Source organism: Clostridium sp. DJ247 (assembly GCF_014231265.1).
The window spans coordinates 23942-41830 of record NZ_JABAIW010000008.1 but is presented as its reverse complement, the minus strand read 5'-3'; the positions used below and the strand labels follow the sequence as shown (position 1 = coordinate 41830).

At 33.2% G+C, this 17889-nt stretch carries 17 protein-coding genes; 15 read left to right on the top strand and 2 right to left on the bottom strand.

The features are described from left to right. The first annotated feature begins 59 nt into the window (after positions 1-59). A complete protein-coding gene (locus HGI79_RS05110) occupies positions 60-2378 on the top strand; it encodes a lamin tail domain-containing protein (protein WP_185649585.1) in 2319 nt (772 codons plus the stop codon). A 496-nt stretch (positions 2379-2874) separates the two neighbouring features. On the opposite strand, the gene HGI79_RS05105 is transcribed toward HGI79_RS05110, so the two are convergent. Both HGI79_RS05105 and HGI79_RS05100 read right to left on the bottom strand, forming a co-directional pair. Beyond that, entirely contained in the window at positions 2875-3333 is a 459-nt protein-coding gene (locus HGI79_RS05105; RefSeq protein WP_185649584.1) for an ImmA/IrrE family metallo-endopeptidase, read from the bottom strand. Between the two features lie 31 nt (positions 3334-3364). Then, positions 3365-3745 carry a helix-turn-helix domain-containing protein gene (locus tag HGI79_RS05100; protein WP_185649583.1) on the bottom strand — a complete coding sequence of 127 codons (381 nt, stop codon included), beginning with the start codon at positions 3743-3745 and terminating at the stop codon, positions 3365-3367. A 387-nt stretch (positions 3746-4132) separates the two neighbouring features. Here HGI79_RS05100 and HGI79_RS05095 point away from each other — a divergent pair, with 387 nt between their 5' ends. The 14 genes from HGI79_RS05095 (at position 4133) to HGI79_RS05030 (ending at position 17876) form a co-directional block, all read left to right on the top strand. Beyond that, on the top strand, positions 4133-4657 hold the full coding sequence (locus HGI79_RS05095) for a sigma-70 family RNA polymerase sigma factor (RefSeq protein WP_185649582.1): 525 nt from the start codon (positions 4133-4135) through the stop codon (positions 4655-4657). 214 nt (positions 4658-4871) lie between these two features. Then, complete coding sequence (locus HGI79_RS05090; RefSeq protein WP_185649581.1) at positions 4872-5312, top strand: DUF6838 family protein; 441 nt, start codon at positions 4872-4874, stop codon at positions 5310-5312. Then, positions 5312-6376 carry a phage tail sheath subtilisin-like domain-containing protein gene (locus HGI79_RS05085; protein WP_185649580.1) on the top strand — a complete coding sequence of 355 codons (1065 nt, stop codon included), beginning with the start codon at positions 5312-5314 and terminating at the stop codon, positions 6374-6376. The genes HGI79_RS05090 and HGI79_RS05085 overlap by 1 nt, the downstream gene beginning before the upstream one ends. 12 nt (positions 6377-6388) lie before the next feature. After that, entirely contained in the window at positions 6389-6823 is a 435-nt protein-coding gene (locus tag HGI79_RS05080; protein WP_185649579.1) for a phage tail tube protein, read from the top strand. A gap of 17 nt (positions 6824-6840) precedes the next feature. Next, positions 6841-7248, top strand: coding sequence for a phage tail assembly chaperone (locus tag HGI79_RS05075; protein WP_185649578.1), 408 nt, complete (start codon positions 6841-6843; stop codon positions 7246-7248). 172 nt (positions 7249-7420) lie between these two features. Then, positions 7421-9895, top strand: a complete 2475-nt coding sequence (locus HGI79_RS05070; protein ID WP_185649577.1) for a hypothetical protein — start codon at positions 7421-7423, stop codon at positions 9893-9895. Between the two features lie 3 nt (positions 9896-9898). Beyond that, entirely contained in the window at positions 9899-10315 is a 417-nt protein-coding gene (locus tag HGI79_RS05065) for a hypothetical protein (protein WP_313885182.1), read from the top strand. Next, entirely contained in the window at positions 10312-11304 is a 993-nt protein-coding gene (locus HGI79_RS05060) for a terminase (protein ID WP_185649576.1), read from the top strand. Before HGI79_RS05065 ends, HGI79_RS05060 begins: the two co-directional genes overlap by 4 nt. Beyond that, positions 11305-11667, top strand: coding sequence for a DUF2577 domain-containing protein (locus HGI79_RS05055; protein WP_185649575.1), 363 nt, complete (start codon positions 11305-11307; stop codon positions 11665-11667). Beyond that, positions 11664-12113 (top strand): DUF2634 domain-containing protein, encoded by a 450-nt coding sequence (locus HGI79_RS05050; RefSeq protein ID WP_185649574.1) that lies wholly within the window; start codon positions 11664-11666, stop codon positions 12111-12113. The genes HGI79_RS05055 and HGI79_RS05050 overlap by 4 nt, the downstream gene beginning before the upstream one ends. An 11-nt stretch (positions 12114-12124) precedes the next feature. Continuing rightward, positions 12125-13204: a baseplate J/gp47 family protein gene (locus HGI79_RS05045; RefSeq protein WP_185649573.1), complete on the top strand. Its 1080-nt coding sequence runs from the start codon at positions 12125-12127 to the stop codon at positions 13202-13204. A 3-nt stretch (positions 13205-13207) separates the two neighbouring features. Further along, a complete protein-coding gene (locus HGI79_RS05040) occupies positions 13208-15265 on the top strand; it encodes a hypothetical protein (protein WP_185649637.1) in 2058 nt (685 codons plus the stop codon). Positions 15266-15268: 3 nt separating this feature from the next. Further along, positions 15269-15880 carry a YmfQ family protein gene (locus tag HGI79_RS05035; RefSeq protein WP_185649572.1) on the top strand — a complete coding sequence of 204 codons (612 nt, stop codon included), beginning with the start codon at positions 15269-15271 and terminating at the stop codon, positions 15878-15880. A 10-nt stretch (positions 15881-15890) separates the two neighbouring features. Then, positions 15891-17876, top strand: a complete 1986-nt coding sequence (locus HGI79_RS05030; RefSeq protein ID WP_207725713.1) for a hypothetical protein — start codon at positions 15891-15893, stop codon at positions 17874-17876. The last annotated feature ends 13 nt before the right edge of the window (positions 17877-17889 follow it).

Below are 17889 nucleotides of genomic sequence, written 5' to 3'. Positions count from 1 at the left end.
TTTATATAAACTATATAAACTTTCACTGTATAAAACATAATAATAGGAGGTTTTTAAAAGTGAAAATTTATAAAAAAATCGTAGGCTTATTACTTGGTATAGTTCTTTCTATCTCAATGGTTTCTATTCCTACACATGCGGCTATCACAACCGGCCAAATCAAGATCAACGAGATTTTACCGGCGCCCAGCAGTGGAAGTGAATGGGTGGAACTTTACAACAACACCGATACCGCTATCGATATAGGCGACTACTATATTGACGATATTGTCAATGGCGGTGGCAGCCCTTATAAAATCCCTGCTGGGACAACTATCCCTGCACGAGGGTTTTGGACAAAGGATTTTAGCAGTTATTTCAACAATGGTGGAGATAGCGTTCGTATTTTAAGCACAGATGGCGTTACCGTATTGGACGAGTATTCTTATGGCTCAACCGCAAGTGATGTTTCTTGGTATAGGGTACCTAACGGAGGCACATGGCAGGCCTATCCTACAAGTACACCAACAAAAGGCAGTTCAAATGTTACAACTGGCAGCGGTACCTGGACCCCTGGAAACTTGGAAATCCACCATATTGACGTGGGCCAAGGCGATTCAACACTTGTAGTCAGCCCCACAGGAAAGACTCTACTTATCGATGCCGGAGAGACCTACTGGAATAGTAGTGCGGATGCTCAAACTGTGGGAAACTATATTCAGAGCGTGACAGGAGCAAAAAATCTGGATTATGTAGTAAACACCCACTTTCATCTTGACCATATAGGTTATGTTGGATATGGAGGATTATGGAACCTTGTTGAAGTTCAAGGCTTTACTGTGGGACAATTTCTTCACAGAGACTATAATACATATCTTGGCACAACAAGCGGAACCTTTGATAACTGGAAAACATACCTAGAAGGTGCTGGAAGCAGCAAGTTGCACCCTACATTAGCCCTTAGGGGAACCAGTCAAATCAACCTTGGTGGAAATGTAGTAGTGGATATTAAGGTTGTGGATGGAAATGGGGACATTAATCCAGGTAATTTCAGCCTAGACCTTCAACCTCCGGCAGAAAACGACTATTCTATTGGAATGTTAATAAGTTATTATGACTTTGATGAATGGATCGGCGGAGATTTGGATGGTCAATTTTATACAAGTGAGTTCGGTTATAAGTACCATGATATTGAAAGAAATGTTGCCCGCACCGTTGGAGATGTAGATGTTTACAGGGCAAACCACCATGGCAGTGACCACTCAAACAGCTCTACCTTTGTAAACCAGCTTGATCCTGAAGTTTCAATAATATCAGTTGGTGACGATAATTCATATGGCCATCCTCGACAGCCTGTAATGAATCTTTTGAATGCAACCAGTCAGGTATATATGACGGAACATGGAGATTCGACAACAAATACAGGCAGCGCAAAAATTGCCGGGAATGTTGTTGTTAAAACTTCTAATGGTATCAACTATAACGTTAACGGAGATTCATATACAGCAACTGAACCTGTTCGTACGGATGTAGACGGAGACGGATTTTTCGCTGAGGTGGATTCAAATGATGGAAGCAGTTCACTTCAACCCCAGCCAAACGGTGGAATCGACCTACAATACCAGCCATATATATCGCCAGCAGTAACCAGTGCTACCGGAGGAAGTGGAAGTGTAACAGTGTCTTTCAACACAGCACAGGATGTGGATTATTACAACCTTTATCGTTCCACTGTAAATGGTGGTCCATATACCTTGGCGAAAACAAATATTCCTGACAGCAATAATAGCTGGACTGATACCGGGTTAACTGGAGGAACAACGTATTATTATGTAATGACATCCGTAATAAATGGAATTGAAAGCGGCTACTCAAATCAAGTAAGTGCTATCCCAACATCAGGAGCAAGTCAATTATTTATCTCCGAATATATTGAAGGTAGCAGTAACAACAAAGCAATTGAAATATATAATGGTACAGGCAGCAGTGTGAACCTGTCAGGATATAAACTTGAGCTTTATTTCAATGGTAGCACTACCCCAGGTTCAACAATCAATTTATCTGGAACATTAAACAGCAATGACGTTTATGTTGTTTCACACAGTTCTGCTTCATCCACTATATTGGCTCAAGCAGACTTGAAAACATCCAGCTTAAGCTTTAATGGTGATGATGCTATTATTTTAAAGTATAATAATACCATCCTGGACTGCATAGGGCAGGTTGGATATGACCCTGGAACTGAATGGGGAAGCGGTTTGACCTCTACCTGCGACAATACACTTGTAAGAAAAACTGGAATTCTCACTGGTGATACAAACCCAAGTGACGCATTCGCCCCATCCTTGGAATGGAATGGCTTCGCCAACGATACCTTTACGTATCTTGGAAGCTATTGATAAGAGATATTATCAACTTATAACATTATAAAGTATATTGTTCATTTTAAAAGACACTTCGGCAGCCGGTGAGGGCAAGAAAACGGCTGCCTTTTATTATTTTCTCAAATGACGTAAGATAGCCTTTCCTATGATCTGCTGGAAGTCTCATAAACGTGCCTTACATTTATACTCTCCACTTATAATAAATCTCTTAAGCCCCTAAATTAGTTTGGACAATTGCTTATACATTTATTATTAGGAGAATGCATTCAACCCTAATGTTTATGTCTCCAAACGAGTTTTATAACCTTTATTTTGGAGAAAAACTAACCAATATTGAAGTAAGGGTGTAAATCTAAGATAAATAGAGAATTTATTAGGTCTTGTCCAAAGCAAAGGGGTTAATCCGATCCCAGTGCAATCTAAATAGTTGATCTTTCTAATACAAATGCATATCCTGATAAAGGTTATAAGTTAACCAGTTGCTCTAAATATTATTTATAACAACTGGAGATTAAAACATTTCTAATACACCTAATGGATCAAAATAAACTATATAGTTATCTATTTGATAATACATACCGTGTTTCTCCTTAAAATGTTTTATTGCTTCGTCTAAAAAATCCTCTGTTACATTCAAATATTCAGCTAATTCGTATCTATTTCTAATACCACTTTTGTACGCATTTACTAAAGATGTAATCCCTACTAACTTCTCGTAAGCCCAATTTCTGGCTTTTTTTTCTTGTTTTGTACTGTTAGTATTTGATTGGTCTAATATATCTCCACAAGATGTATAATGATGTCCTATTTCTTCAGCAAGGACACTTCGTTTTTCACTATCAGTTTTTAGAGAATTATGAATAGCTATAGTGTTATTAGCGTATAATCCTTTTATATCGCTCTCAAAGTTCATTTCAACAATCTTAATGCCATCATCTTGTGCCTCATAAAATAGTTCTTCGTAAGTCATAAAATCCCCCCATAAGTAGTAGTACAAGAAGTTATTTGTTTTCCCTTTGTGATATTACAAATTTAATAAATTTTTCTATATCCGATTTTTCACCTTCTGTAAATTCTTCACCCTCAAAGTGTGCTGCTATTGTTTTTATACCATTTTCTTTAACTATTTTATTTATTTTGTTAATTATTTTTTCTTTTTTGTAAGTTGATTTATTTTCAATATCCTTTTCTTTGAAAAATTCATCTACCGATACGCCAAAGGCTATAGCCAGCTTAGTAAGAGTATTAGCACTTGGATTTTTCTTTTTACCGTTTAGAATATCACTTAACGTTGATTGTGCTATATTAGCTTCCTTACAAAGTCTGTAAGCAGTCCAACCTTTTTCATTAAGTAATTCTACTATTTTTTCCTTATTAAACATTTTAACACCTCTATATACTTCGCTATATGTATATAATAATTAAAATACTTCGCTATATATATATAGTAATTAAAATACTTTGGTATGTCAAGGTAAATGGAAAGAAAAGGAGAAAATGAAAGTTAACTCTTTACTGTAATTTAATAAAGTGAATTAATTGGCTTGTGTAATATTTCGCTTTAAATATATAATAATACTACGCTATAAATAATTAATTGGTAATTAAAAATTAGATAAGAAAGATATCAGATGTTTTAAAGTTATCTATTGAACAATTGGTTAACTAAAGGAGGCTAATAAGCATGGCAGAGTTTAAGTGGATTAAAATAACCACTACCATATTTGATGATGAAAATATAATTACTAAAAAGGATAGGAGGACTAGCTATGATAGATAAAGAGACATCCAAAAAGATAGAGAGGAACATTTATAATTATTATGAAAAGAAAGAAATAATAAAAAGTATTAAGTATAAGATAGAAAAGTTAGAGGAGCAGGTAAAGCAGATAGAGGCCGTTATAAAAGGCAATAATGTAGTTATAGAAGAAGGCTATAAATCCATAACTTATGAAGAAAAAGTTCAGTACAGTTCAGATGGTACAAGTTATGTAGAAAGAGAGCTTATTAAAGCTATAGAAAGGTTAGAAAGGGAGAAAGATTATAAATTAGCTAAAATAAGTGACCTGAAAAAAGAGATAAGAGAAATAGAAGAAAGCTTTGCAGAAATAGAGTATAACATTAAAATGCTTAAGGATGAGGATTTGAAATTTTTGGAATTAAAATATAAAGTAAAACCAAAGTTAAGTGTAGAAATAGTTGCAAGTAGATTAAACATGTCAAGATCAACAGCATATGATAAACGTGGAAAGTTAATAAATGAAATAGCTAAATGGTGTAGTGGAGTAAAATAGTTGGACAAAATTTGGACAAAGTTCGGATCAATTTGTTCCAAATAAGTGATATTATGTTAATATAGAAAATTAGATAAAGGTAACAGCTACAGAGAAAGTCTTAAAGTGACAAATAAAAATACCTTTGATCTTAAGGAGGTGATGTAGTTGCCAAGACAAAGAAGCCCAAATAAAAATTTATCTACGAAGAGAAAATTATAAAGGAGAAGAGCTTATGATTAGTTACAATGATATAAAAGATGCTGTAACTTTGATGGTAAGCAGTAATTTTGAAAACGGAAATATATATAGTGAAGAAACGCAGCTGGGATTTAATCTTCCGGCTTTTTTTATTGAATTAATTCCATTAACTTCAGTTATAGAAGCTGCTAGTATATATAAAGCTATTGGAATAGATATACAATATATTTCTGATGTAAGTAACTTTAAAAGAGAAGAAATTTTAAGCATATGTGATAAGTTAGAGCAATTATTCAACAAACACTTACAAGTTGAGGATAGATTTTTAAAAATAGAACAATTTGGGTATGAGATAGTTGATAAAGTTCTACACTTTCAAATTTTTGTAGATTATTTTGATGACATAGGAACAGAAACTAGTGAGTCAGTACCAGCAAATAGTGTTGAAATAAATTTAAAAGGAGGAATAAATTAATGGGACTTCCAAATATTAATATTATTTTTAAAGAAACAGGAGTTTCAGCTATTAAAAGAGGAGAAAGGGGGATTGTTGCATTAATACTTAAAGATGATAATAACAATGGTTTAATAACTTTAAATTCAATTAATGAAATGCCAACAGATTTATCAAATTATAATAAAAGTCAAATATCTTTAGCTTTTACTGGTTATACAAAACCACCACTTAAAGTTATAGCATATGTATTGCCAACAGCTGCTGCAGATTATTCTGAAGCTCAAGGAAGTTTAGAAACCACTAAGTGGGATTATTTAGCTATACCAGGAATAGCTGCAGTGGATACAACCAATATTTCAATTTGGATTAAATCTCTTAGAGATACTAAAAACATTAAAGTAAAAGCAGTTCTTCCAAATACAGCTGCAGACCATGAAGGCATTATTAATTTTTCTACTGATGATATTATGGTAGGTAGTACAATGTATAGTTCAGCTGATTACTGCAGTAGAATAGCTGGATTATTAGCAGGTACTCCATTAAATATAAGTGCTACTTATGCACCACTTTCAGAAGTTACTGATGTACCACATTTAAGCAAAAGTGATTTTGATAGTGGAATAGATGCTGGAAAGCTTATGCTTATACATGATGGTGAGAAGGTTAAAATTGCAAGAGCAGTAAATTCTCTTACTACTACCACAGTAGATAAAAATGAAGATTATAAAAAAATTAAAATTGTAGACATTATGGATCAAATTTTTATAGATATTAACAAGACGGTTGAAGATACCTATACTGGTAAATGTCCAAATGATTATGACCATAAGTGTGTACTAATAACAGCTTTACAGGCCTACTTTGAAATGCTAGAAGACCAAAATTTATTAGATAGTGGAAAATCTAAAATAGGAATAGATATAGAAGCTCAAAGTAACTTTCTTAAGTCAAAAGGAATAGATGTATCTAAGCTTAAGGAGCAAGAATTAAAAGAAGCTAATACTGGTGATAAAGTCTTTCTTGGCGGAACTGTAAAAATATTAGATGCCATGGAAGACTTTAATTTTGAAATTGGTATGTAGGAGGAATGAAATTTGGAAGCTAAAAGAGTTATAAATGGAAACTATGGACAGGTATGGATCGATGGAGAAAAAATATCTAATCTTACTGGATTAGAGGCAAAGGTAAAACTAACTAAAGTGGATGTAGATTTTTGTGGAGAGTTATGGAAAAAACAAAAGGTTGTAGGCATAGAAGGTACAGGAACCTTAAAAATGCATAAGGTTGATTCAAGAATGATTATAAAAATGCAGGATAACATATCCAAAGGAAGTCAAACGGTATGTACTATTATTGCTAAGTTGGCTGATCCAGATGCTTTTGGAGCAGAACGTGTATGCATTAAAAATGTTTGCCTGGATGAACTTACTATAATGAATTTTGAAGTAAAAAAGAATGTAGAGGAATCAATTCCATTTACATTCTCTGGTTATGAATTCTTAGATTTAATACAACCGCAAAATAATTAAGGAAAGAGGAGCAGATTATGAATTTAGTTGAAAAGCTATTAAAACTAGACGGAGGAAAACTAGAAAAACCTACTGAAGAAGTTAAAATAGAAAGATTGTGTAAACTTCTTGGTGAAGATGTGACTTTCACTTGTACAGCAATATCACTTGAAGATTTTAATAAGATTCAGGATAATGCAGTTGAAATAGATAAAAAAGGAAGAATAGTAGGCTTTAATGCAGGAGAAATGAAACTTGAGACAATTCTTGCTGGGGTACCAGAATTGAAATCAAAGGAACTTATGAATCATTTTGGTGCACCGACACCTTTTGAATTAATAAAAAAGCTGCTTCTTCCAGGAGAGCTAGATAAATTAAATGATGCTATAAATAGGCTTTCAGGCTTTAAAGATGAAGAGGATATTAAAAATGAAATAAAAAACTAATATACACTGATGGATTAGTAAACTTTCTTTATCACTGCTGGCATTTACATGGTAAATGGCCAGCAGAGGTTTTAGAAAAAGGATATGGAGAAAGGTTAATCGTCAGTGTTTTTTTAGAAAAAGAGATAGAAGATCGTAATAAAGAAATTGAAGCGATTGGAGGTGGTGATTAATGGCTACTAAAAAAGATGATATGTCAGCTTCAATGCTAAGTATAATAGAGTCAATGAATAAAATATCTGAGCAAGCTACTAAAACGTCTAAAGATATAGAAAAAATAGTACAGATTACGTCAAACTCATCAAACGGAAGCTTCTTTGAAAATTTAGTAACAGAAGGAAAAAAAGCTGATGATGCTATAAGCAAAACTTTTGGAAATACTAAAGAAAAAATACTTAGTACAAAAGATTCAATAGAAAAGGTGTTAAAGGGAAAAGCCTATAATTTAACTATAGGTAATGCTGCAAATCTTGAACAATATGAAACTTCCTTCATTGCATTGACGGGAAATTCAGATAAAGCAAAGGCTAAACTTAAAGAGTTAAGTGATTACTACAGAACAACCCCTTTTGAATTTCCTGGAGTAGTAAATGCTGCAAAGACCCTTATGACCTCAGGACTAGATACAACACAGTATTTAAAAGATATAGGTAATTTAGCAGAAGGAACTAACCAACCTATAGAAAAAGTTGCAGAGTCTTTTGGGAAAATTGGAACAGGAAATTTTGCGGATGCTTTTAAATCATTAAATGAATTTGGTATAGATAATAAAGTGCTGGAGGCAAAAGGGCTTGTTTTTGACAAAGATGGGTCATATAAGGGTAGTGCTGAAAAAGCATTAAGTGCAGTACAGCAAATTACAAAAGAAAAATACGGTAAAATAACGGACATACATGGACAAACCTTTAATGGATTGACAGCTACTTTAAAAAATAGTTTTAATGCAATGGGAACAGATATAGGTCAAAAGGCTTTACCTCAAGTGAAAACTGCTCTCAGCAGTTTAATAGTTTCTATGGATAAAATAAGCAAAAGTGGTACTTTTGATAGATTAGGTAATATGGCAGGTGCAGCTATAGGGAAAATAGCTGTTAATATTCCTAAAGTACTTAATTTGATAGATAAATTAGGCACTTTTGTAGTTAAAAATTGGAATATAATACAGCCTATTTTAGTTGGATTAGGAACAGCTATTATTTCACTTAAAGTTTTATCTCAAATAGATAAAGCTATTACAAAAATAAAAGAACTTCAAGAAATAGCGGAAGGATTAAAAGGATTAGCTGGTGCTGGAAAGATATTTGAGAATATATTTGGATTTGGGCCTCAAGGATTAATTATAATAGCAGTTATTACAGCAATAGCAATAGCAGCTTTTTTAATAATAAAATATTGGGGGCCTATCAGTGGATTTTTTAAGAAGTTGTGGGCAGATATTATAGCTAGCTTTAATAATATAAAGGCTAATACTATAAATACATGGAACAGCATATCAAATAGTATAAGAAGTATAATAGGTGGTTTGAGAAATGGCATTCAAGCTGCAGTAAGTGGATTAAAGGCAGTATTCGTAACTGTCTTTAATAGTGTAAGAACTGCAACAATGGCTATATTAAATCCATTTATAAAAGGTATAACTAATATATTTAAACATATGCAACAAGGTATAGGAAATGTAATGAAAGGATTTAAAAGTGTCTTTATTGGAATTTGGAATGCCACTTTAAGGCCAGTACTTGGTATAGTAGCAGCTATATTATATGCCATTACAGGAAATTTTGGAAAATCTAAAACCATGATACTTAAATCTTTTCAAAGTATTAGAACAGGATTAAATCAAATATGGCAAGGAATCAGACTTATATTTACAGGATATATTCAGGCAATTGTAGGATTTATTAGAGGTGCATTTGAAAATGCTAAAAATAATATAATACTAGTTTGGAAATATGTAAGTAATGTTCTTGCTGCTTTATGGAGTGGTATAAAAAGTACATGCTCATCTGTATGGAGTGGTATATTAAGCTTTTTTGCTGCATTACCAGCAAGATTTATAACCTTTGCTACTTCTATAATGAATGGACTTAGAAATGGAATAATTAATGGCTTAAGTACTGTATCAAGTGCATTACATTCTGGATTTGAAAATGCTATAAGTTTTATAAGTAATTTACCTTCAAAGTTTTTTGAATGGGGGAAAGATATGCTTCACAATTTAGCAAATGGTATTACATCAGCCATAGGTGTTGTAGGAGGGGCTATAGAAGGTGTTGCGGAAAAAATAAGAAAATTCATACACTTCACTAAACCAGATATTGGTCCACTCGCTGATTTTGATACCTATGGTCCAGATATGATGAAATTATTTGGAACAGGAATAAAAACTAATATAAACCATGTCATAGATCCTGTGAAAGATGTAGCTGTAGGTGTAAAAACCAATTTGAAAAATGGCATTGATGCTGAGCCTTTAAGTTTAGGTAAAGTAAGTTCTGTTAACACAACTAAAAATGAAAGTAAGGCTTCTATACTGATAAATATTGCTAAGCTTGCAGAACAATTAGTAGTTAGAGAGGATTCTGACATAGATAAAATTGCAGACGCTTTAGCAAATAGATTAGAAAAAGTAAGTTTTTCTAGAGCTTAGGAGGTGTTTATTCTGGAATTTTGGTTACTTCAAGATAATGAAAAAATACAATTACCAGTACCACCTTCTGAATATACCATTAAAAAAGGTAACAATAATAGCACTGTTGTAGTTGAAGATATAGGAGAAATAAATCTAATAGGTAGAAGCAAATTGGGAGAAACCAGTGTAAGTTCGTTTTTTCCAGCACAAAGATACTATTTTTGTCAGTGTGAGCCTAAAAAGCCTCTTGAATATGTTGAATTAATAGAAAAATGGCTTACCAGCAATAAACCTATAAGATATATAATAACTAATACTAACGTTAATGAATTGTTTACTATAGAAGATTTTGAATATGGAGAAAAAGATGGTACTGGAGACCTTTATTTTACTCTTACACTTAAGGAATATAAAATTATTCAGGAGGAAAGGTTATGATTAGGGTTATAAGTTTATATCATAGTTCCTCACAAGGAGACATAAAAACAGATATTACAAGCTTTTGTAAAAGTATATCTTTAAGTTCAAGTAAGGATCAACCAGTAAGAAAATGTGAGGGTACTATAGTATATCCTATATTTGATGCTAATCAGCCAAGAACTCAAATTGGTCCTTCTAATATAATTTGGATCATTGATGATGTAGAAGGGGTTATTTTTCAAGGCATAGTTTTTGATAGAGAGTTAAATTCTAATCAAGAACTAACATTTACAGCCTATGATTTTATGATATATCTTGTGAAGTCAAAGGCTTCTTTTAATTTTCAAAATATTACTCCAGAGGATTCAGCTAAAAAAATATGTTCAGAGGTAAATATAAATACAGGTACGATTGTAGCTACTGGAATAAAAATAAATAGATTGATACAACAAAAATCTCTTTATGAAGCTGTGATGGAGAGTTATAGTCAAGCTTCTAAGGAAAATTACAAACAATATATACCAATAATGGAAGGCGATAAGTTTAGTGTAATTGAGAAAGGAAAAGTACTAAGTAATTATACTCTGAGTATAAAAGAGAATGTTATAAATGCAAGCTATAAGGATACTATGGACAATATGATTAATCGAGTGAAAATTTATGATGGTGAAGGTAATTATATTGGTAAAGTTGAAGATAGCTCCTTGTTTAAAAATTTTGGTATACTACAAGAAACTTATCAGGCTGAGGAGGATAAAAATTATAATAAAGTCGCTTCAAATATGCTGCATGGAATAGATACTACTATAGATATTGAAGTATTAGGAAATTTAAAATGTAGAACAGGGTATGCTGTAAAAACCGAAATATGGTATGTAAGTGTATTAGCTGATAGCACCCTATATATTGATGCAGATACACATACTTGGGACATGGGAACTGGTAAATATACAATGCAGCTTACGCTTAATTTAAGCAATAATATGGATTCGAAGGAAGTGGATTAAGTGGATGCATATAATAAAATATTAAATATAATGGAGAATCATGGATTAAAGTATAATCCTCCAAGTATTGATATAGGTATTGTAATAAGTGAAAGCCCTTTAACTATTAAAATAGAGGAGCTGCAGCTAACTAAAGACAATGTGTTAGTTGCAGATTTTTTATTACCTAATTGCAAAAGAAAAATAAATATACCAAATACAACAGCTGCAGGTAGTATAACAAGTGGAAGTATAACATCTATAAGTATTCCAGAGGGCGAATTAAACTTCACAGATGGGCTTAAAAAAAATGATATAATTGCCTGCTTAGCAACTGAGGACAGGCAAAAATATATTATTTTAGCAAGGTTGGTGAAGCCATGAGTATTGTACCACAGATTAATTTAGATATTAATGCAGTAATAAGTCAAGGTATAAAGGGAGTTACCGGTAAAGTTCCAGGTGAATATGCGTGGGACTTTGAAAAAAATGAGTTTTTACTTAAAGATGGTAAGTTTGTAATAGTTCAAGGTAAAGAAGCTCTTAAGATATGGGTATGGAAAGCATTGCATACTACAAGAATAAAATATAGCATTTATTCGCTAAAATATGGGAATGACTTGGAAAGTATGGTAGGAAAGGGCTATAGCAGAGAATTGTTAGAAACTGAAGCTAAAAGGTTAATTTGGGAGTGTTTAAGTTTAAATTCTCACATAACTGGTGTGGAAAATTTTAGTATAAGCTTTAAAAATGATATTTTAAATATTAGTTTTACAGCAATAACCGACCAAGGCAAAATATTTATGAATAATGTATCTACGGGAGCGTAGGAGGTGATAACTTGTATAGTGAAAATAATACAGCTAATGATATAAGAAACAGAATGTTGCAAAATGTTAGTTCTAATGTAGACAAATCAGAAGGTTATTTTATTTATGATGCTCTTTCTCCAGCTTCAAAAGAATTGGAGCTAGTCTATAAATCCAGTGATGATATATTAGAAAGAACATCGCCTTATACAGCAACTGGAAAGGATTTGGAAAATATGACTAACCCTTATGGTGTTACAAGAAAAACAGGAGGAAAAGCTACAGCACGAATCTTAGTAAAGGCTGTTATAGGAACCCATTTACAATCTGGTACATTAGTTCAGACTAAAACGGGTTTAATGTATCAGACTATAGAAGATACAATATTCACAAGTGAAACAATGCTTGTAAATATAGAAGCACTTGATATTGGAAGTAAGTATAATATTCCAGCAAATATTATTACAGAACTTCCTGTACAGATTAACGGAGTAATATCTATAACTAATCCTGATGCTGTAACCAATGGATATGACGTTGAAGATGATGAGAGCTTAAGACAAAGATATTTTGAAAGGTTGCAAACTCCAGCAACCTCAGGCAATAAGTATCATTATAGAAACTGGGCTAAAGAGGTTACAGGGGTTGGAGATGCAAAAATATTTCCTCTTTGGAATGGTAACGGAACCGTAAAAGTAGTTATTATTAATAGTAATAAAAGAGCTGCAGATAATGAGCTTATAGCAAATGTACAAAATTATATAGATCCTGAACCAAAGGGACATGGTGAAGGAGAAGCCCCTATAGGAGCAACTGTTATAGTAACAAGTGTAACAGAGAAAGCAATAAATGTAACAGTTACTTTAGCGATAGACACTCAAAAATATACCTTAAATGAGATGCAAACTTCTATTGAAACTAATCTATCTGAGTACTTTAAAGGCATAGCTTTTATAAAAAATTATGTCTCGTATGCCAGCATAGGAAACATAATTTTTAATACTGACGGAGTTATAGACTATAGTAATCTTCTTGTTAACGGAGGTACTTCAAATATAACACTTCAAGATGAAGAAATACCTGTACTTGGAACTGTAAGTTTGGGGGTGTGATAAATGTATCCTCAAGACATTGATAAATTTACGGAAAAGTTAAATAAGCTTAATAATAACACTTATGTTATTGAAGAGGAAATAAATATAGTAGATGGGATGTATGAAGGTCAGTTAGAGCATGACAATGTAAGTTTACCTTCAATTTCTGTGTGGACAGGATCAAAATTTACAGGAGAAAATGTTCGAAATTTTATAATATCTACACCTAGTAAAACACCTTGGAGAAAAAGCATTAAAATATTTTCAGACGCTTCCAAAGTATATGTAACTTATGAAACACAAGGAGATACGGTTGAGGCTGATGACATTAATAAGGTTCAAGACAGTATAGTAAGTACTCAAACAGAGCTGGAGAGATATAAAGGTGCTAATGATGATGAAGTTACTAACTTAAAGAATAGAACAACAAACCTTGAAAACACTAAGGCTAACAAAACCTATGTGGATACTGAGTTAAATAAAAAAGCCGATAAAGTCAATACTTACACTAAAGATGAAACTGACCAGCGTATTCAAAATGTTATAGGAACTGCTCCATCTAACTTAGATACTCTACAAGAATTAGCACAAGCATTAAATGATGATGCAAACTTTGCAAGTACAGTTACCAATCAATTAGCTTCAAAAGTGGACAAAGTAGCAGGTAAGCAGTTGAGTACTGAGGATTACACAACTACTGAGAAAAATAAGCTTGCTGGGGTACAGGATAACGCCAATAATTATGTTCATCCCCCAACACATTCAGCAACAATGATTACTGAAGATACTACACATAGGTTTTCCACAGATATAGAGAAAAGTAACTGGAACGATGCTAATAGCAAAAAGCACACACATAATAATTTGACACTGTTGGAGACTATTACACAGGCTCTTGTAGATACTTGGAATAGTGCTTATAACCATGTAGCAGATATAGCAAGGCATATAACCAGTGATGAGAGAAATTTATGGAATACAGTTTCAAATAAGGTTGATAAAGTAACAGGGAAAGGATTATCTACTAATGATTTTGATAATAATTATAAGTTAAAATTAGATGGAATAAGTACAGGTGCCAACAAAGTAGAAACTAGTAGCACTAATGGAAATATAAAAATAGATAGTGTAGAGAAAACGGTCTATACACATCCTTCAGGTACCAATCCTCATGGAACAACAAAGGCTGATTTAGGGCTTGAAAATGTAGAAAATAAATCTTCAGCTGCTATTAGAAGTGAAATAACTTCAAGTAATATAACAACTGCATTAGGATATATACCTATAAATAAAGCAGGAGATACTGTGATTGGTAGATTAGTAATAACTCCTGGAACTACTGGTGGTATAGCTTTCCCTAATGATGCCTTTGGCGGGAGTGGAGATAGTGCAACTATAACACTGCAAAATCCCAATGGCAGTGAAGCTACTGAAATGACGTTTACTATGACAAATGATACAAATGATATAGTTCATTTTAAAGTACCTAGTATTGATGGAGTAAAAATTAATGGTAATAAAGCATGGAATGCAGGCAATTTCAATCCAGATGCTAAATCAGATATTGGACATACCCATGATGACAGATATTATACTGAATCAGAAGCAGATTCAAAATTTGCGACTAAAACAGAAATAAGCAATGCTGGTTATGGCGATATGTTAAAAAGCTCTTATGATACTAATGGTGACGGGATTATTGATAATGCTGATAAATTAGATGGAAAGCATGCTAGTGATTTTCAATTAAATATGAATCTTGGTAGTAAAACAGCAAGTGATTTACCATCTACATGGCCTAATGGAATATACTATTCAACAATTTATAATAATGGATATCCTTGTTCATATGGAACCTTGTTAACTATTAAAGGTACAAGTGGTAGTTCTATAACTCAAATATGTCAAAGTTGGCCAGGAAATGATGGTGGAGAATCAGAAATATGGGTTAGGGCTAAAAGAGATACTGGAGCAGATATTTGGGGGGCATGGAGAAAAATATGGGGAGAAAATAATTTTAATCCAAATAACTATATATCTAAAGGTCCTGTAACATGGAATACTTTAAAGGGGGTGTAAGGTATGTATGGTAATAATCCATATGGAACCCTGAAGTATGCTGCAAACAATGCTGCTGAAGAACAGTTACAGCCTTATATTCCAGAATTAATGAAGTATTTGCCACCATATTATAATAACTCACGAATAATGCAAGATACCCAAAATTCTATAGCTTTAGAAATAGGAAAAGTAAGATATATTAAACAAGATCTTCTTAATCAATTCTTTGTAGACACTGCAACATGGGGATTGAGTACTATATGGGAAAAGCCTTTAGGTATTCAAACAGACTTAAATAAAAGTTATGAGGATAGAAGAGAGATTATAAAAGCAAAACTCAGGGGATCTGGAACTGTAACAAAAGCAATGATTAAAAATGTAGCAGAAGCTTTTAGTGGCGGGGAAGTAAATATAATAGAAAACTTTGCAGACTATAGTTTTATAGTACAGTTTATTGGTATAAAGGGTATTCCAAAGAATATGGCAGGATTGATAGATATGATAGAAACTATTAAGCCTGCACATTTGGGATACTCTTTTAAATATACTTATACTTGGTGGAATAATCTTAAAGAGCTTACTTGGGATCAAGCAAATACTAAGTCTTGGAACGACTTAAAAGTTTATGGATAGAGGTGATTAAATGAAAACAACAGCAAATTTAGGACTAAAAAAGCCAGAGGGGACAGATGTAGTTAACATTGATGATTTAAATTATAATGCTGATACTATAGATACTGAGTTGGCAAAGAGAGCTCCGAGTGGTTATGGCTTTGAAAGTAAGGTTGTGGAAATTACAGCCAATACCGATTTAAATACAATGAAAACTAATGGTTTGTATTTAATAAAAGGCTCAACTACTAATGCTCCTGAAAGTGGATGGGGGCATTTATTTGTACAAGCAGCTATTAATGCTACTGATAGTGTTGGTAGAATTTTACAATATTTTAAACATGATATAAGCAATAGAGTCTGGTATAGGCAATATACTAGTAGCGCTTGGACAGCTTGGGTTGGTCTTGCTAATTTAACTGATATACCTACAACACTACCTGCAAATGGAGGTCATTCAGACACAGCATCAAAGTTATCAACTGCTAGAACTATATCATTAACGGGGGATGTTACAGGCTCAGCATCTTTTGATGGTTCAGCAAATGCACCTATAACTGTTACAGTTACTGATGATAGCCATAATCATGTGATTAGTAATGTAGATGGTTTGCAAGTAGCATTAGATAGTAAGGCGGCATCTTCACATACTCATACCAAGGCACAAATAACAGATATGCCAACAAATCTTAATCAATTTACAAATGGTCCTGGTTATATTACTACTAGTGGTGCTCCAGTACAATCAGTAAATTCCAAAACAGGTGCAGTTAACTTAGTTGCATCAGATGTAGGTGCATTATCAACTGCGGATTATGTAAGACAACCAGGATATGCAGTAGCTACAGGTACAGCAAACACTTACGCAGTTACTTTAAATCCTGCTCCTACAGCTTATGTAGATGGTATGGCTTTATCAGTAAAAATAAATGTAGCTAGTACAGGTGCAAGCACAATAAATGTTAATGGTTTAGGAGCTAAAGCTATTAAGGACAGTTTGGGCAATGCCCTTACATCTACTAATAACCTGAAAGCTAATGTAATTTATACTTTTCGATATGAAAGTACCAGTGGAACTTTTATTGTACAGGGTAAAGGAGGTGGTGGTAATGCAACAGCTTCACAGATTTTAAGTGGTCAAACTGCAACGGTAGATAGTGGACAGATAACAGGAACTATGCCTAATAAGGGAGCGGTGACAATTACACCTAGTACTACTAATCAAACTATAGCTACAGGATATCATAATGGTTCTGGTTATGTAGTAGGAGATGCTGATTTAATATCTGCAAATATTAAGGCGGGTTCATCTATATTTGGTATTGCTGGTAAATCCAGTGTAGTAGAAACAGCAGATGCTACTGCAACAGTAGGGCAAATATTGAGTGGTAAGACTGCTTATGTAAATGGTGTTAAATTAAATGGTACTATGGCTAACTACGGAAGTGGTACACAGTGGATGTCAACTTATTGGGCGGATGGAGCAGGAAACTTACATGTAAGTATACCTTTAGGTGCATACATCACACAAGGAGCAGGACCAGTAGGCACAGAAGAAGTCTATGGTTATGATGCTGATTTTATAGCAAGTAATATAGTAAGCGGTAAGAATATATTTGGTTTGGTGGGAACTACTCCGCCTAGTTTAATATCTCCAGGTACTACATTATGGCTTAACAATAGTACACAAAAAACGACTTATAATACTACACCGACTAAATTGAAGGAAGTTCAATTTAATAACGTAGCAGGTATAGCAAGAATAGAATACTATGGTGGGGCGTATACTAGTCAGAACGCTGCTTGGTTACAACTGTACAAAAATGATGTACCATATGGACCACTTAGAGCTGTAGGAACTGCTGGTTGTGGTACATTCACAGAAGACATACCAATTTCAGCAGGAGACAGAATAGCTATATACGGATATTCCAGCACTACATCTTATCAGGCATATGTTAACTATATATATGTTAGAGTAGCTTCTGTACCTGCTTCAGTTACAACACTTTTATAAGGGAGGTAATAGC